Source organism: Ruegeria sp. BHSA191, assembly GCF_059613325.1.
In genome coordinates this window covers 58,831-73,467 of sequence record NZ_JBXWSH010000020.1, presented here as the reverse complement: position 1 = coordinate 73,467, position 14,637 = coordinate 58,831, and the positions used below count along the sequence as shown (strand labels likewise).

Genomic DNA, 14,637 nt, shown 5'->3' with positions numbered 1-14,637 from the left:
CGGCTTCGGCTTCGGCTTCGGCTTCGGCTTCGGCTTCGGCTTCGGCTTCGGCTTCGGCTTCGGCTTCGGCTTCGGCTTCGGCTTCGGCTTCGGCTTCGGCTTCGGCTTCGGAAGGAGCCTGCTCAACCCGATCCTCTGGGTCAAGGGCTACGGCATCGACCTTGTTGTCGACCGCTTCGGTCACCGCGTCGGCCTTGGGGTCGTCCACCGGTTTCTGGTCCGTGTCTTTCTTGGCAGCCACCGTCACTTCCCCCTGTCGATTCCCATAAATCCTGACGCGCAGACGCGTCCAAGTTAATCCGCGCCCATCGCACCCTCAAGCCGGATCGCATATTTCACGAGTTTTTTCACGGCTTTCCGCATTTTCTTGGGCGTCGGGCGTTTGGCAATCCGCAAACGGGCAATGGCCAAGTTTTCAAGGGGCTCAGCTGTCGGTCCGCTCATCGCAGCGACCAAAAGCGGCGCCGGTCCAGGCCAAAGGTCGGCAAATTGTCGCGCGGTCCGCGGCGAGAACAAGGGCGCAATCACCGGGGCAGATCCAGACGCCGCGTCTTGGGCCTCGGGCGTCAGGGGCAGCAAATACTGGCGATAGACCGCCTGTTCCCGCACGGTCAGGCCCAGTTCGGTCAGCCGGGTCGCGATGTTGCCCCGGCTGTGTTCGCCGCGCAGATGCAGCAGTGGGCTGTCCGGGCGCTCTTTTAGCAGTTTGGCCACCAGTTCCTCGGCGGTTTCGCCGGCCATCCGGGCCCCCCACCCGACTTGGCGGGCCGTTTCGGTGGTGGCCGGCCCCACGCAATAGGCGGGCAGATCCCGGCGCACATTCTGCGCCGCGGCGGCCGCCACGCCATTGGCCGAGGTGAAGATTAGGCCCCGGATTCCAGTCGTGTCCACCGCCTGCTCCATCGGTCGGATATCCAGCAGCGGGGAATAAATCACCTGGACCCGCGACCGTATCCGTTCGGGAAGCTGCGCCACGAACCTTTCCGAGGCGGCGCGGGGGCGGGTCATCAACAGGTACACGGGCGAGCGTTCGGGCCTTGAGGATTGTTTGCTGCAGCGTGGGGTGATACCCCGCGACGAGATCATGATGCAATGGTTCAGGCCGATGGTGCAAACACTTACCGTTCTGGGATTGGAAAGCAGCTGCGATGACACGGCGGCGGCCGTGGTGCGGCATACCGAGGGCGAACCGGCGCAGGTTCTTTCTTCGGTCGTGCATGGCCAGACGGACCTGCACAGCGCCTTCGGCGGCGTGGTGCCCGAGATTGCGGCGCGCGCGCATGCCGAAAAGCTGGATGTCTGCGTGCAGCAGGCGTTGGAGCAGGCGGGCCTGACTTTGCAGGATATGGACGCCGTGGCTGTGACCGCCGGGCCAGGACTGATCGGCGGGGTCATGTCGGGTGTGATGTGCGCCAAGGGGATCAGCGCGGCCACCGGCCTGCCGCTGATCGGCGTCAACCACCTGGCCGGCCACGCGCTGACCCCACGCCTGACGGACGGGATCGCCTTTCCTTACCTGATGTTGCTGGTGTCCGGCGGGCACTGCCAATACCTGATCGCCCACGGCCCCGAGCAGTTCACGCGGCTGGGCGGCACTATCGACGACGCCCCCGGCGAGGCATTCGACAAGACTGCGCGCCTGCTTGGCCTGCCCCAGCCCGGCGGCCCCTCGGTCGAGGCCGAGGGGCGCAATGGCGACCCCAAACGCTTTCGCTTCCCGCGACCGCTGCTGGACCGGCCCGGATGCGATCTGTCCTTTTCCGGGCTCAAGACCGCCTTGATGCGGATGCGCGACCAGATCGTGGCCGAAAAGGGCGGGCTTACGCGTCAGGACCGCGCCGATCTGTGCGCCGGGTTCCAGCAGGCGGTCGTGGATACGCTGGCCGAAAAGACCCGCCGCGCCATCGCCCTGTATCTTGAAACCAACCCTGCCGAGCCGGTGATCGCCGTGGCCGGGGGCGTTGCCGCCAACACCGCAATTCGGACTGCGTTAGAGTCTGTTTCGGCGGATGCCGGCGCGCGGTTTACCGCCCCGCCGCTACACCTTTGCACCGACAATGCGGCAATGATCGCCTATGCAGGGTTGGAACGGTTCCGGCTGGGCGCGCGCCACGGGCTGGACCTGACCGCCCGACCCCGCTGGCCGCTGGATCAAACCAGCCCGGCCATGCTGGGCGGTGGGCGCAAGGGGGCCAAGGCATGAGTGTCTCGGTCCTTGGGTCGGGCGCCTTCGGCACCGCGCTGGCGATCTCGCTGGCGGGCAAGGGTCCGGTCACCTTGTGGGCCCGGTCGGGCGAACAGGCGCAGACGATGCAGGCGACCCGCCGCAATGACACCCGCCTGCCGGGGATCGCCCTGCCCGACGCCATCACCGTGACCGCCGAAATCACCCTGGCCTGTCAGAGCGACGTGTTGCTGCTGGCGGTGCCCATGCAAAAGCTGCGCGATGTTCTTTCGGTGCATGGGGCGGACCTGAAGGGTCGTATCCTGGTGGCCTGTTGCAAGGGCATCGAGCTATCCACTGGTCTCGGTCCGATCGCCGTGATCGAACAGGTGCTGCCCAACGCCCGCACTGCCTTGCTGACCGGGCCCAGCTTTGCCGATGACATCGCGCGCGGGTTGCCCACGGCGCTGACCCTGGCCTGCGCCGACGCAGAATTGGGCGCCCGGCTGCAACAGACGCTGACCACCGCCAACCTGCGGCTCTACCGGACCACCGACGTGACCGGGGCCGAGTTGGGCGGGGCGTTGAAGAACGTGATGGCCATCGCCTGCGGGGCCTGCATCGGCGCGGGTCTGGGGGACAGCGCCCGCGCGGCCCTGATGACGCGCGGTTTTGCCGAGATGCAGCGCTTTGCCACGATGCGCGGCGCCCGGCCCGAGACCCTGATGGGCCTGTCGGGTTTGGGCGATCTGGTTCTGACCTGCTCGTCCGACCTGTCGCGTAACTTCCGGTTCGGGCTGTCGCTGGGCCGCAACGAGTCCTTTGACGCCGCGACCACCGTCGAAGGCGTGGCCACGGCAAATGCCATGGCCACCATCGCCGCGACCGAGGGACTGGACATGCCCATCTGCCAGACGGTGGCGCAACTCAGCCGCGGCGCCTACAGTGTCGCCGAGGCCTTGCAATCCCTGCTCAATCGCCCACTCAAGGAGGAATGACATGCTTATCGCCCTGATCGCGCGCGACAAGGACGGCGCCCTGCAGACCCGGCTGGACAACCGCGCCGCGCACCTGGCCTATATCGAAGAAACAGGCGTAGTCGCACAGGCCGGGCCGCTGCTGGACGGCGATGCCATGATCGGGTCGCTGGTCATCCTGGATGTCGAGGATCTGTCCGCCGCACAGGCCTGGGCCGACAACGACCCCTATGCCAAGGCCGGTCTGTTCAAGTCGGTCGAACTGATCCTGTGGAAGAAGGTCATCGGCTGATGGCGTATTGGCTGTTCAAATCCGAACCCTCGACGTGGAGCTGGGACCAGCAGGTCGCCAAGGGCGACGCGGGCGAGGAATGGGACGGGGTGCGCAATTACCAGGCCCGTAATTTCATGCGGAAGATGAAGCTGGGCGACCGGGGGTTTTTCTATCATTCGCAGAAGGACAAGGCGATCGTCGGCATCGTCGAGGTCTGCGCCGAGGCCCACCCCGACAGCACCACCGACGACGACCGGTGGGACTGCGTGGACATCAAGGCGGTGCGCCCCTTTGCCAAACCGGTCACGCTGGACCAGATCAAGGCCGATCCGCGGCTGACCGACATGGTGCTGGTCAGGAACTCGCGCCTGTCGGTGCAGCCCGTCTCCGAGGCCGAATGGGCGGTGATCTGCGAACTGGGCCAGACCGCGGCGGATTGAGAAAAAAGGGAAGGCCCTGACGATGCAGAACCTTCCCTACCCCGCGTGCTCCCTACTCACCACACGCAAAGAAATCTCTGGTTCTGACCGTCCTGGTCACGGGTTGAATGTAGCTTAGGGCGCGTCTGTTTTTCAAACGTTGAATCAATAGATTGTGATTCAAATGCAAAACGCCCGCCGGTCCGACCGGGCGGGCGTTTCCAAATGTCGCGGCGAACTCAGCCGTAGACGGACTCTTTGCCGAAATGCTTGGTCAGCATGTAATAGACCACCGCGCGGTATTTGTTGCGCTCGGACTTGCCGTAGGTTTCGATGACCTTGTTGATCGCTTCCATCAGCTCGGGGCCATCCGACAGGCCCAGCTTCTTGATCAGAAAGTTGTTCTTGACCGTCTCCAGCTCACCTTCCTGGCTGGCGGCCACGGTTGCGGCATCCGCGTCATAGATCGACGGCCCGCAACCGATCGTCACTTTGGTCAGCAGGTCCATGTCGGGGTCCATCCCGCATTTGTTTTTCAGATCATCCGCATATTTTGCGATCAACTCGTCACGTTTTCCCATTGTCCTCTCCTGTATGGGTTGGGGTACGGCCTTTTTGGCGCTGGCTGAACGGTAGCGGCTGGCAGGAAAAGCACAAAGGAAAAAACGGGCATGTTCCCCGTAGACCACGCCGTGCAGCCCGCGCCTTGATCTGTTCGGGTACTTTATTTAACATAAAAGTTAATTAATGATCCAAGGAGACTCGTCATGCCCGTCGCCCTTCCCAACGAAAGCGCCGCGTACCGAACCGCCCGAAATGCCCTGCTGGCCGCCGAAGTCGATCTGCGTGCGCGGGTCGAGGAAGTGGCCGCGCTGCGCCGGACTTTGCCCAAAGGCGGCCAAATCCCACGGGATTACGTCTTTCGGAACCTCAGCGGCAATATTGCCCCGATTTCAAGCCTTTTCGGTGATCATGACACTCTGGTCGTGTATTCGCTGATGTTTGGTCCCAATGCAGAGGACCCCTGCCCCATGTGCTCGGCCTTTCTGGACGGTCTGACCGGGCAGGTCGCGCATCTGACCCGAAAAGCCGCCATTGCGGTCGTGGCGCAGAATACGCCGGATGCCCTGGCCGCGCTGCGCCGGCGCATGGGCTGGCAGGATCTGCCGCTGTATTCCGCGTTGGATACGACGTACCAGCAAGACTATCTGGCTGAGACCGAGGACGGAAACCAGTTGCCGATCCTGAACGTGTTTCAACGCGATGCGGATGGCATCCACCATTTCTGGAGCTCCGAGCTGTTTTTTGAACCCAGCGACTGGCATCCGCGCCATGTCGATGCGGCCTGGCCCCTGTGGAACATTCTGGACCTGACACCGCGGGGCCGCGGAGATTTCGTGCCGTCGCTCCGCTGACCGCAACAAAAAAAAGGCGGCCCAGATGGCCGCCTTTTCCTCGAATTTCTGACAGATCAATACCGGTAATGCTCGGGCTTGAACGGGCCTTCGGGCGTGACACCGATGTAATCCGCCTGCTCCTTGTTCAGCTTGGTCAGCTTGACGCCGATCCGGTCCAAATGCAGGCGCGCGACCTTCTCGTCCAGATGCTTGGGCAGGATATAGACCTTGTTCTCGTACTGGTCGCCGCGGGTCCACAGTTCGATCTGGGCCAGAACCTGGTTGGTGAACGAGGCCGACATCACGAAGGACGGATGCCCGGTGGCATTGCCCAGGTTCAGCAGACGGCCTTCGGACAGCAGGATGATACGGTTGCCCGAGGGCATCTCGATCATGTCCACTTGGTCCTTGATGTTGGTCCATTTGTGGTTGCGCAGGCTGGCCACCTGAATTTCGTTGTCGAAATGGCCGATATTGCCGACAATGGCCATGTCCTTCATCTCGCGCATGTGCTCGATGCGGATCACGTCCTTGTTGCCGGTGGTGGTGATGAAGATGTCGGCGGTCGAAACCACATCTTCCAGCAGAACCACCTCATACCCGTCCATCGCGGCCTGCAGGGCACAGATCGGGTCGACCTCGGTCACCTTCACGCGGGCGCCGGCGCCACGCAGCGAGGCAGCCGAGCCCTTGCCCACGTCGCCATAACCGCAGACCACGGCGACCTTGCCGGCCATCATCGTGTCGGTGGCGCGACGGATGCCGTCGACCAGAGATTCCTTGCAGCCGTACTTGTTGTCGAATTTCGACTTGGTGACGCTGTCGTTCACGTTGATCGCCGGGAACGGCAGATGGCCGTCCTTGACCAACTGATACAGGCGGTTGACGCCGGTGGTGGTTTCCTCGGACACGCCCTTGATCTGATCGCGCACCTTGGTGAACCAGCCCGGGCTTGCCGCCATCCGCTTCTTGATCTGCGCCTTGATGACCTCTTCCTCTTCCGAGGACGGGACGGGGATGATGTCCTCACCCGCTTCGGCGCGCGCGCCCAGCAGGATGTACAGCGTGGCGTCGCCGCCATCATCCAGGATCATGTTGGGGCCGTCTTCGAACTGAAACGACTTGTCGAGATAGTCCCAATGCTCTTCCAGCGTCTGGCCCTTGATGGCAAAGACCGGAATGCCCGCCTTAGCGATGGCTGCCGCCGCGTGGTCCTGAGTCGAGAAGATGTTGCACGACGCCCAGCGCACGTCCGCGCCCAGCGCGACCAGCGTTTCGATCAGAACGGCGGTCTGGATCGTCATGTGCAACGACCCGACGATGCGCGCCCCTTTCAGCGGCTTGCTGTCGCCGTATTCCGCGCGCAGAGCCATCAGGCCCGGCATTTCGGTTTCCGCGATATCCAGTTCCTTGCGGCCGAACCCGGCCAGTGAAATGTCTTTGACGATGTAGTCGCCGGCCATCAGATGCTCCATTCCGATCAACAACGGTTTGGGCAGGCCCTAACACCGTTGAGGAAAAGTCGCAATGTGGATGGCGATTGGGGCGCGGGCGTTAATTCAACTGGGCGCCCCTTCGGCAGCGGCCCTAGGCGTCACTTCGAAGAAATCGGTGCCAGCGGCGACAATGCAACTGATGCCGTTGGCGTGGGTCATCAACACGGTATAGGTGCCGGTGGCGCGTGAGGCCCATACCTCCATGACCGTCTGACCGCTCCGCGTGTTCTGCAATCCGCCAAAGGCCAGCTCTTCGGAATAGATCTGCTGCAGCTTGGCGATGACATCACCGCGCAGGGCGCAGTTCTGGGCCGATGCGGGCGGCGCGGCCGCAGCCATGCCAAAGACAAGGGCCATTCCCAACAAACGCTTGAACATGACAAGCTCCTTTCGGTTCGGGTTTCGATCCGAGAGGGGCACGCCGGGAGGAACGCGCGCCCCCCTCAGCCTTGATGTCGTGATCCCCACGTGCCGGTTCAAAGCACGATTGCTCAAGAAACTGTTGGCAGCCGGTAATCAGGATGGCTTAAGCATAGCACGAAACCGCGTTTCAGGCACATTCGCTGCAAAGGGGGCATGGCAGAATGGCAACACAACCCAGGGCATGGCAACGGATGCTGTCGGGCCGCAGGCTGGACCTGCTGGACCCGACCCCGGTGGATATCGAGATCGAGGATATCGCCCATGGGCTGGCATTCGTGGCCCGCTGGAACGGCCAGACGGCGGGTGATTTCGCCTATTCCGTGGCCGAGCATTCTCTGCTGGTCGAAGAGCTGTTCGGCCGGATCGCCCCCAAGGCGCAGGTGAAATGGCGGCTGGCGGCGCTTCTGCACGATGCGCCAGAATATGTGATCGGCGACATGATCTCGCCGGTGAAGGCCGCGGTCGGCCCGGGCTATGGCGCGCTGGACGACCGGTTGGCGGCGGCTATCCACATCCGCTTTGGCCTGCCCGCCGCGGTGCCGAAAACGGTGAAACGTCAGATCAAGAAAGCCGACCGGATCAGCGGCTGGATGGAGGCCACCCAGATCGCGGGGTTTTCCGAGGCTGAGGCAACCAAGTTCTTTGGCCGACCGGACGCGGCGGTGATGGAGGGGTTGCAAATCACTCTAAGGCCACCGGTTGAGGCTCGGCAGGCGTATACGGCGCGGCATGCGGAGCTGTTGGCGTTATTGTAGCACATGACTTAGGCCGAGATCTGCTTTAGAGCCCTCTGCAGAAGTGAAGAATTTACGCTGCGAGCGCTCGCGGCAAGACTACCCGCTGCATGACAGAGGGAAATGCGGACGTTCAGGCAGAACGCAGCGAGATTGCGATCCGCAATGACCGGGTCGCGGGCCTCAGGGCGAATGGCTCTTTGGAGTGTGACCGACCCTTTCCTGCCGTTCGGCCAATCGGTCCGATGCTGCACAGCAGTTTGTCGAAGCCAAAATTCGCGGGCTTGCGGAACGACGCTGTCCTTGGAGGCCTTCCGCGCAGACGAAGTGGTTACTCAAATCGCACTATTTTCATGAGGGGTGGGTATTGGGGCAAGGTGCCGGTCAGAACCTTGCCCCGCGGTTTCTGTCACTCTGCGATAGTGGCACCCGGAACTGCTTCGTAGGCATTGGATTGCGCAACCTCGTGCTGAATGGCAGTGCCGGGCAGGATCTCGAACAGCGGGTCGAAATCGACCATGGTCGAGGCGAGTTGCGCAAGAACGGTGGGATCACCTTCAATCTTGGCGGTGCCATCGGCGATCTGCTGCTCTAGTTCAATCGCGCCCATCATAGTCATTTCCAGATCCGAACGGTTTATGACCAATGTCAGGTCCGGGTTGTCCGCCTGATATCCCTCGATATTGGTCAGAGTCGCGTTCTCCATTTCGATGATGAACTTCTCGCCATTGTCCGGCGTTACCAGATTGATGGTGAACCGCATGCCTTCGGCTTTACGGCTGTCCATCTTGATGCCGAGGAAATTCAGGAACAATTCCGTGGACATCGCCCGGATCACATCAGAACTGGTTGAGCTCACCGTTGGAGCGTCGGAAATACCAGAACGCAGTTCGTAGGCACCCGACAAGTAACTATTTCGCAGTCCCGGGTTTTCCTGCTGGTAACCAAGCTGCTCATAACAGTCCGCAAGCAGATCACGTGCTGGCTGGTTGTCGTTCTCAGCGAGAAAGAGTTTGTTTAGGATTTCGACGGCCATCTTGTACTCACCAGCCGAGAAAAGCTCTTGTCCTTTGGCCATGATTTTGTCCGACCCGCCCATCATCTCGACGTAGAGGGGCGCCGATGCTTCGGGTGATGGCGGGATCAGGGTTGCTGGATTGGCATCCCAAAAACCAAGGTATCGCTGGATCACTCCTCGACTGTTGTGCTCGGGTGAACCGTGATAGCCCCGGCAGTGCCATTCATTTTGCAGGCTCTTGGGCATTTCATAGACGTTCTGGATCTGGTTGATCGTCACGCCTTGATTGGCGAAGTGCAGCACCTGGTTATTAAAATGCGCATACATGTCACGCTGCGCCCGCATTACCTCTTGAATACGGTCATTGCCCCAGCGCGGCCAGTGGTGCGACTGGAACATCACTTCTGCTTCCTCGCCAAAGAGATGCAGCGCCCGCGAGATGTATTTAGACCAGCGCAGAGGATCGCGCACCGGAGCTCCGCGCAGGGTGTAAATATTATGTAATGTGCCGGTAATGTTCTCGGCCATCCACAATGCCTTCATTCCCGGAATGTAAGTGTTCATGTTGGACGGCGCTTCAGTGCCTGGCGTGTTCTGAAACACCATACGCACGCCATCCACATCGAGATATTCGATGTCTTCTTCGATGATCCGGGTGGGGGCAATAAGGCCAACGGAACCAAGAGACACCCGGTGACCCAGCCCCTGCCCAGCAAAACCGTACGGGTTGATCGGAAGCTGTTGGCCATACTGGTAAGACAATCGCCGGTTCATAGCGTTGCCAGCATAGACATTCTCGGAAATCGTGAACTCCATGAAATCACGCGGTGCAATGATTTCCACTTTGCCTGAACGCACATCAGCTTCGTCGATTATGCCGCGTACACCACCCCAATGGTCACCATGGGAATGCGAATAGATCACTGCGGTTGCCGGCAGCCCATCACCGACGTGCTCTTGAAATAGCTTCCATGCTGCGCGCGCTGTTTCCGCACTGATCAATGGATCGATTACGATCCAACCTTTTTCGCCGCGCACAAAGGAAACGTCGGACAGATCGAAGCCCCGCACTTGGTAAATTCCGGGAATGACTTCATACAGTCCGTAGTTCTGGTTCAGCCGCGAGACCCTCTGCAAAGACGGATGAATGCTTGGCCAGTCCTTGTCTTCGTCGAAGAAACGGAAACTGGCCATGTCCCAGGCGATGTTGCCTGCATCCGCCATGATCGTATCTTCGGGCATCGGCGCGATAAACCCGCGAGCTTGTTCATCAAAATCACGCGTATCTGAGAACGGCAGCGTTTCCCGCGCTTCGGCAAGAATTTTCAAAGTGTGTTCCGAAGGCGCCTTGCCCTTTGGGTGGAAATGCCCTTCGGCTGGCGTCGCACTCTGCGCATACGCCGCCCCCTCCTCTGAAATGAATGTTGGCGCCACCGCGAATGCCGCTCCGAGCGCCGGGGCCGACTTGATGAAATTACGACGTGTGGTCATTTCAATTCCCTCCTGAAAATGACATTACGGAGGGCCGAAAAGTCCGGCTATGGCAGACCCGCGAGTTTGCCGCTCCGTTTCCACTCAAAAGATTACCGTTGGCAAAAGTCCGATCTACTCACGCGACCTGTCATTTCGCGACAATCGCCTAGGTACACAGGATCCTCTTTCTGACTTCCCTGGGCCATCGCCCGGAATTCAGACGGAGAGACCCCCTGCCACGCGCGGAAAGCGCGTGTGAAATTTTCCGGTGCGTCATAGCACAACTCGGCAGCTATGTTTTTCACAGGCAGATCGGTTTCTAAAAGGAACGCCATCGCACGCCTGCTGCGTGCAATTTCAAGGAGATGTTTGTAGGTGTACCCAAGCTTGCTCAGCTTCCGTTGGACAGTTCTCGGACCCAGATCCGCGGCCCTTGCAAATCCATCGAGGTCGACGGTGCGATCCATCAATCGAAGGTCAATGAGTTTCAGGATATCATCAAGGAACGCGGTTTGCCGCCCGTCGGGTGGTGCTGCCAAATCAAGTGACGTAATGGGTCGATCGAACGGAAGCGGCCCAGAGAGCCTCGTACTCAGGTCCGCTTTCCTGACCGCCACACCGTAATTTGGACGGCCGAAACGGATTTCATTTTGAACAAGGGCACTTAATTTTTCCGTTCTCGCCGGCTTTTCGTAGTCGACTTCCACCCAATCGGGTCGCCACCCCTCGCCCAGGAACCCGCGAAAGAAAACGAACATCGTTTCAAAGAGGTGGTCCGAGAAATGACGTGTGTTTTCATAGCCTGCCAGACCTGATTTGTAGCACCAGACAACGTGATGTTCGCGCAAGGACAAGTACATCTCTGTGCCGCTTTCGTGCGCCCACAGTGTCCTGCAAACACGCTGGAGGGCTTGGCCAAGCGTTGGAGCACAATAAGCATATCCGGCCCAATTTCCGTAATCGAGCGCAGTGGTTTTGCTGCCAAGGCTTACACCGAATTCCGCGTCACCGATCGTACGCGCAGCCGCCTCCATTACGCGGATCATCTTGGCCAAAGGGACCCGATGCTCTGGCGCATCGAGAACGCTTAGGGGAAGATCGTGGCGTTTCAGGATGCGGTTAAGCGCGCGATCTCCGGCCATGTCACGAACAAGTTCGGGAAAGGGGCCCCATCCCCGGATTCTTGTCATCGCTAAGGCTTTCAACGCAAACCCCCTCATTTCCCATACAAACAATATCACATTCTTTCCATGACGTTGAGCCTGGAGTGCCACTCGCCTTCAATGGCTTGAAGGCGCCGGAAGACCTGCGCAGAATGACCGGTTTCAGCCCACAGCGACGACTGCTGCGCCTTGGATCAAGGTCGTTAAAGGGCTCGAAACCGCCTTGTGGCGGCGCGGCATCGGTCGCTAGCAGCCCGTCATCGAGACCAGTCGTGACGCTTGGTCTTACAATCAATGGTCAACGCGGTGTTGATGTGTGGGCCGGGAGGGACGGATGGAGGCTGAATTATGCCCAGAATGCAACTTCCCGCCGCACAACCGAAACGCAAGACCCGGAACAAGGGCCGCCTGATCGGTCAGAAACGCCCGCTGCTCCCGACGCAGGTATGGGCCATTCGTGCCCGGCTCGAACTCGCGGGCAATCTTCGTGATCTTTCGCTCTTCAACCTCGCTACCGACAGCAAGTTGCGCGGCTGTGACCTCGTCGGACTCCAGATTAGCGATCTCGTCGTCGAAGACCGAATCCGTGAGCGCGTCACCATTGTTCGGAGCAAGACCAATCGGCCGATCCAGTTCGAAGTGTCTGAGAATACGCGCGAAACGATCGCTGCCTGGCTCGACCAACCCGAGATGCTGGGATGCAGACATCTGTTTCCGAGCCACTTCCACGCGTCACCGCACATCTCGACCGGGCAGTACGCGAGGCTTGTTCGAGACTGGGTATCGGCCATCGGCCTGGAACCGAGCGGCTACGGCACACATTCTTTGCGCCGGACCAAGGCCTCGGAGATCTATCGAAAGACCGGCAATCTCCGGGCTGTACAACTTTTGCTGGGTCACACCAAGGTCTACAGCACGGTACGATACCCGGGCGTCGAGCTTGAAGATGCACTGAGAATCGCCGAAAGAATCGACATCTGAATCAAAACGGCGAGCGGCACGCGCCGTCCAAGACCTGTTCTTCGCTGATACAAAGGTCAGCGGCGCGAAAGAGCCCACAGCGGCTATTCATTCTGCAGTCAATGATGAGCGGCTGATCCAAATCAAGTCAGCCTTTCGAGCATGCGCTATAATAATTCTGCGTTGTTGACTGATGGGAGGACGGCAATGAAGAAGATATTCATGAGCGTGAGCTTGAGTGCATTGTTCACCGGCGCGGCACTTGCCCAAGGATACTCTGGCGACCTTGCGATAAACCCCGAAGATGTCCGACTTGGTCAGCGCGGCTATTCTCCATTTGTCGATCAGTCTTTTCCAAACAGAGTGTTCTGGGGCGATACCCACCTGCACACCTCCTACTCGACCGACGCCGGGATGGTCGGCAATGTGCTCGGTCCTGACGAAGCTTTCCGTTTCGCGCGTGGCGAGAAGGTGCGGGCCTCCCTCGGTGAGTTCGCGCAGCTTGTGCGTCCGCTCGATTTTCTGGTTGTTGCCGACCACGCCGAGAACCTTGGCCTCGCGCCGATGATCGCGGAATCTAACCCGCAGCTTCTGGCCAATAGCTGGGGTCGCAAGATCCACGATCTTGTGCGCGGTGGCGACCCGCTCGGCGCATTCGTAATGTGGGGCGAGGCGATGGGCGCGGTAACGGACCCGATTGACGACGACGATCTGACCCGTACATTTTGGAGGCGCATTGTCGATGCAGCTGAGCGGTACAATGAACCTGGCGTGTTCACATCTCTGCACGGCTTTGAATGGACTTCAATCAAGGACCTGAACAACCTGCATCGGATCGTCATGTTTCGAGATGGTGCAGACGAAGTCGCGGACCTCGTGCCATTTTCCAACTACGACAGTTCCGATCCGGAGGATCTTTGGGACTGGATGGAAGCGTATGAAGCCCGAACAGGCGGTCAGGTCATGGCGTTTGCCCACAACGGCAACCTGTCGAATGGCACGATGTTCGACGATGTCCGCCAGAATGGCGAACCGATAGATCAGGCCTACGCCGAACGCCGGATGCGGTGGGAACCGCTATACGAAGTCACGCAGATTAAAGGCGACGGGGAAACCCACCCGATGCTCTCACCAAATGACGAGTTCGCGGACTATTATCGCTGGGATCGCGGAAATTTCGGCAGTGCACTTAAGACACCGGACATGCTGCCACGCGAATACGCTCGCGAGGCACTGGCGCGCGGTCTGAAATACGAAGAAGACATAGGCACGAACCCCTACAAATTCGGGATGATCGGCGCGACCGACAGCCACACGTCGCTGGCAACCGCCCGCGAGGACAACTTCTTTGGCAAGGCTTCCCTGGCAGAACCCGGCGGCGGCGATCACCGCTACGATGAGTTCATCATCCAGCCTGATTATCTGGGTGAAGACGTCGCGATCCGCACATATGAAACCCTCGCGTCCGGTCTTGCCGCTGCATGGGCGCGGGAAAACACCCGTGAAGCTATCTGGGACGCATTCAAGCGCAAGGAGGTTTATGCCACCACCGGCCCGCGCATGACTGTCCGCGTGTTTGCGGGGTGGGACTTTGAACCCGACGAGGTCCACCGTCCCGACTTCGCCGTCGAGGGTTATGCCCGGGGCGTGCCCATGGGCGCGGACCTCTTCGCCGGGCCAGATGGAGCAGCCCCCACCTTCATGGTGCGTGCGCTGCGCGACCCGGACGGCGCGAACCTAGATCGCATCCAGATTGTCAAAGGATGGGTCAATGCGAACGGCGAACCCAAGACCAAGGTCTTCGATGCGGCATGGGCCGGGGATCGGGAGCCGGATGCGAATGGAAAGTTGCCCCCGGTCGGCAGCACCGTTAAGGGCGCAGATTATACCAACACGATTGGGTTGGCAGGGCTTGGCGCGCACTGGGTGGACCCAGAGTTCGACCCGGCGCAGCGTGCATACTATTATGTCCGGGTGCTTGAAATCCCGACGCCGACCTGGCTGGCCTATGACGAGGCTTTTTACGGCAACCTCGACCTGCCAGAGGATGCCGTAATGATCCATCAGGAGCGCGCCTACACTTCGCCCATCTGGTACACGCCAGAAAACTAACTTGAAAGCCAGCAGCAATGTCGCGTT

At 60.2% G+C, this 14,637-nt stretch carries 14 protein-coding genes and 1 pseudogene; 8 read left to right on the top strand and 7 right to left on the bottom strand.

Going from position 1 to position 14,637, the window contains the following annotated elements:
• Positions 1–241, bottom strand: a pseudogene (locus AC2FNS_RS16475) (hypothetical protein); the annotation flags it as partial.
• Positions 242–294: 53 nt separating this feature from the next.
• A complete protein-coding gene (locus tag AC2FNS_RS16470; protein WP_496684084.1) occupies positions 295–1,008 on the bottom strand; it encodes a uroporphyrinogen-III synthase in 714 nt (237 codons plus the stop codon).
• A 97-nt stretch (positions 1,009–1,105) separates the two neighbouring features.
• On the opposite strand from AC2FNS_RS16470, the gene tsaD reads away from it, so the two are divergent.
• From tsaD to AC2FNS_RS16450, 4 genes are read left to right on the top strand one after another with little or no spacing between them, the layout of a single operon-like run.
• The gene (gene tsaD / locus AC2FNS_RS16465; protein WP_496711069.1) at positions 1,106–2,203 is read left to right on the top strand and encodes a tRNA (adenosine(37)-N6)-threonylcarbamoyltransferase complex transferase subunit TsaD; all 1,098 of its coding nucleotides are present in this window, start codon (positions 1,106–1,108) and stop codon (positions 2,201–2,203) included.
• Positions 2,200–3,162 carry an NAD(P)H-dependent glycerol-3-phosphate dehydrogenase gene (locus tag AC2FNS_RS16460; protein WP_496711046.1) on the top strand — a complete coding sequence of 321 codons (963 nt, stop codon included), beginning with the start codon at positions 2,200–2,202 and terminating at the stop codon, positions 3,160–3,162. The genes tsaD and AC2FNS_RS16460 overlap by 4 nt, the downstream gene beginning before the upstream one ends.
• 1 nt (position 3,163) lies before the next feature.
• On the top strand, positions 3,164–3,433 hold the full coding sequence (locus AC2FNS_RS16455) for a YciI family protein (RefSeq protein ID WP_496711045.1): 270 nt from the start codon (positions 3,164–3,166) through the stop codon (positions 3,431–3,433).
• Positions 3,433–3,855, top strand: a complete 423-nt coding sequence (locus tag AC2FNS_RS16450) for an EVE domain-containing protein (protein WP_496711044.1) — start codon at positions 3,433–3,435, stop codon at positions 3,853–3,855. The genes AC2FNS_RS16455 and AC2FNS_RS16450 overlap by 1 nt, the downstream gene beginning before the upstream one ends.
• A 218-nt stretch (positions 3,856–4,073) precedes the next feature.
• Here the strand turns inward: AC2FNS_RS16450 and AC2FNS_RS16445 are convergent, their stop codons facing one another.
• Positions 4,074–4,415 (bottom strand): DUF2853 family protein, encoded by a 342-nt coding sequence (locus AC2FNS_RS16445; protein ID WP_149774134.1) that lies wholly within the window; start codon positions 4,413–4,415, stop codon positions 4,074–4,076.
• 186 nt (positions 4,416–4,601) lie between these two features.
• Here AC2FNS_RS16445 and AC2FNS_RS16440 point away from each other — a divergent pair, with 186 nt between their 5' ends.
• The gene (locus AC2FNS_RS16440) at positions 4,602–5,249 is read left to right on the top strand and encodes a DUF899 family protein (protein WP_496711043.1); all 648 of its coding nucleotides are present in this window, start codon (positions 4,602–4,604) and stop codon (positions 5,247–5,249) included.
• A 56-nt stretch (positions 5,250–5,305) separates the two neighbouring features.
• Here AC2FNS_RS16440 and ahcY read toward each other — a convergent pair whose 3' ends face one another.
• Both ahcY and AC2FNS_RS16430 read right to left on the bottom strand, forming a co-directional pair.
• Positions 5,306–6,694 (bottom strand): adenosylhomocysteinase, encoded by a 1,389-nt coding sequence (gene ahcY, locus AC2FNS_RS16435; protein WP_496687920.1) that lies wholly within the window; start codon positions 6,692–6,694, stop codon positions 5,306–5,308.
• A 96-nt stretch (positions 6,695–6,790) separates the two neighbouring features.
• Positions 6,791–7,105: a hypothetical protein gene (locus AC2FNS_RS16430; RefSeq protein WP_496684099.1), complete on the bottom strand. Its 315-nt coding sequence runs from the start codon at positions 7,103–7,105 to the stop codon at positions 6,791–6,793.
• 206 nt (positions 7,106–7,311) lie between these two features.
• Here AC2FNS_RS16430 and AC2FNS_RS16425 point away from each other — a divergent pair, with 206 nt between their 5' ends.
• The gene (locus AC2FNS_RS16425; protein WP_496797555.1) at positions 7,312–7,905 is read left to right on the top strand and encodes an HD domain-containing protein; all 594 of its coding nucleotides are present in this window, start codon (positions 7,312–7,314) and stop codon (positions 7,903–7,905) included.
• Positions 7,906–8,293: 388 nt separating this feature from the next.
• On the opposite strand, the gene AC2FNS_RS16420 is transcribed toward AC2FNS_RS16425, so the two are convergent.
• Both AC2FNS_RS16420 and AC2FNS_RS16415 read right to left on the bottom strand, forming a co-directional pair.
• Entirely contained in the window at positions 8,294–10,393 is a 2,100-nt protein-coding gene (locus AC2FNS_RS16420; RefSeq protein WP_496687914.1) for an alkyl/aryl-sulfatase, read from the bottom strand.
• 92 nt (positions 10,394–10,485) lie between these two features.
• Positions 10,486–11,517: an AraC family transcriptional regulator gene (locus tag AC2FNS_RS16415; RefSeq protein ID WP_496727706.1), complete on the bottom strand. Its 1,032-nt coding sequence runs from the start codon at positions 11,515–11,517 to the stop codon at positions 10,486–10,488.
• Between the two features lie 369 nt (positions 11,518–11,886).
• Between AC2FNS_RS16415 and AC2FNS_RS16410 the strand changes: the two genes are divergently transcribed.
• Together AC2FNS_RS16410 and AC2FNS_RS16405 are read left to right on the top strand one after the other, a co-directional pair.
• Positions 11,887–12,519, top strand: coding sequence for a tyrosine-type recombinase/integrase (locus AC2FNS_RS16410; protein ID WP_496711040.1), 633 nt, complete (start codon positions 11,887–11,889; stop codon positions 12,517–12,519).
• 186 nt (positions 12,520–12,705) lie between these two features.
• The gene (locus AC2FNS_RS16405; RefSeq protein ID WP_496711039.1) at positions 12,706–14,610 is read left to right on the top strand and encodes a DUF3604 domain-containing protein; all 1,905 of its coding nucleotides are present in this window, start codon (positions 12,706–12,708) and stop codon (positions 14,608–14,610) included.
• The last annotated feature ends 27 nt before the right edge of the window (positions 14,611–14,637 follow it).

What these genes read in the sequence shown, in the direction of transcription:
- AC2FNS_RS16445 (WP_149774134.1), bottom strand. Translation starts at nt 4,415, where the DNA reads ATGGGAAAACGTGACGAGTTGATCGCAAAATATGCGGATGATCTGAAA.
- AC2FNS_RS16430 (WP_496684099.1), bottom strand. Translation starts at nt 7,105, where the DNA reads ATGTTCAAGCGTTTGTTGGGAATGGCCCTTGTCTTTGGCATGGCTGCG.
- ahcY (WP_496687920.1), bottom strand. Translation starts at nt 6,694, where the DNA reads ATGGCCGGCGACTACATCGTCAAAGACATTTCACTGGCCGGGTTCGGC.
- AC2FNS_RS16420 (WP_496687914.1), bottom strand. Translation starts at nt 10,393, where the DNA reads ATGACCACACGTCGTAATTTCATCAAGTCGGCCCCGGCGCTCGGAGCG.
- AC2FNS_RS16410 (WP_496711040.1), top strand. Translation starts at nt 11,887, where the DNA reads ATGCCCAGAATGCAACTTCCCGCCGCACAACCGAAACGCAAGACCCGG.
- AC2FNS_RS16460 (WP_496711046.1), top strand. Translation starts at nt 2,200, where the DNA reads ATGAGTGTCTCGGTCCTTGGGTCGGGCGCCTTCGGCACCGCGCTGGCG.
- tsaD (WP_496711069.1), top strand. Translation starts at nt 1,106, where the DNA reads ATGGTGCAAACACTTACCGTTCTGGGATTGGAAAGCAGCTGCGATGAC.
- AC2FNS_RS16470 (WP_496684084.1), bottom strand. Translation starts at nt 1,008, where the DNA reads ATGACCCGCCCCCGCGCCGCCTCGGAAAGGTTCGTGGCGCAGCTTCCC.
- AC2FNS_RS16440 (WP_496711043.1), top strand. Translation starts at nt 4,602, where the DNA reads ATGCCCGTCGCCCTTCCCAACGAAAGCGCCGCGTACCGAACCGCCCGA.
- AC2FNS_RS16450 (WP_496711044.1), top strand. Translation starts at nt 3,433, where the DNA reads ATGGCGTATTGGCTGTTCAAATCCGAACCCTCGACGTGGAGCTGGGAC.
- AC2FNS_RS16415 (WP_496727706.1), bottom strand. Translation starts at nt 11,517, where the DNA reads ATGGCCGGAGATCGCGCGCTTAACCGCATCCTGAAACGCCACGATCTT.
- AC2FNS_RS16405 (WP_496711039.1), top strand. Translation starts at nt 12,706, where the DNA reads ATGAAGAAGATATTCATGAGCGTGAGCTTGAGTGCATTGTTCACCGGC.
- AC2FNS_RS16425 (WP_496797555.1), top strand. Translation starts at nt 7,312, where the DNA reads ATGGCAACACAACCCAGGGCATGGCAACGGATGCTGTCGGGCCGCAGG.
- AC2FNS_RS16455 (WP_496711045.1), top strand. Translation starts at nt 3,164, where the DNA reads ATGCTTATCGCCCTGATCGCGCGCGACAAGGACGGCGCCCTGCAGACC.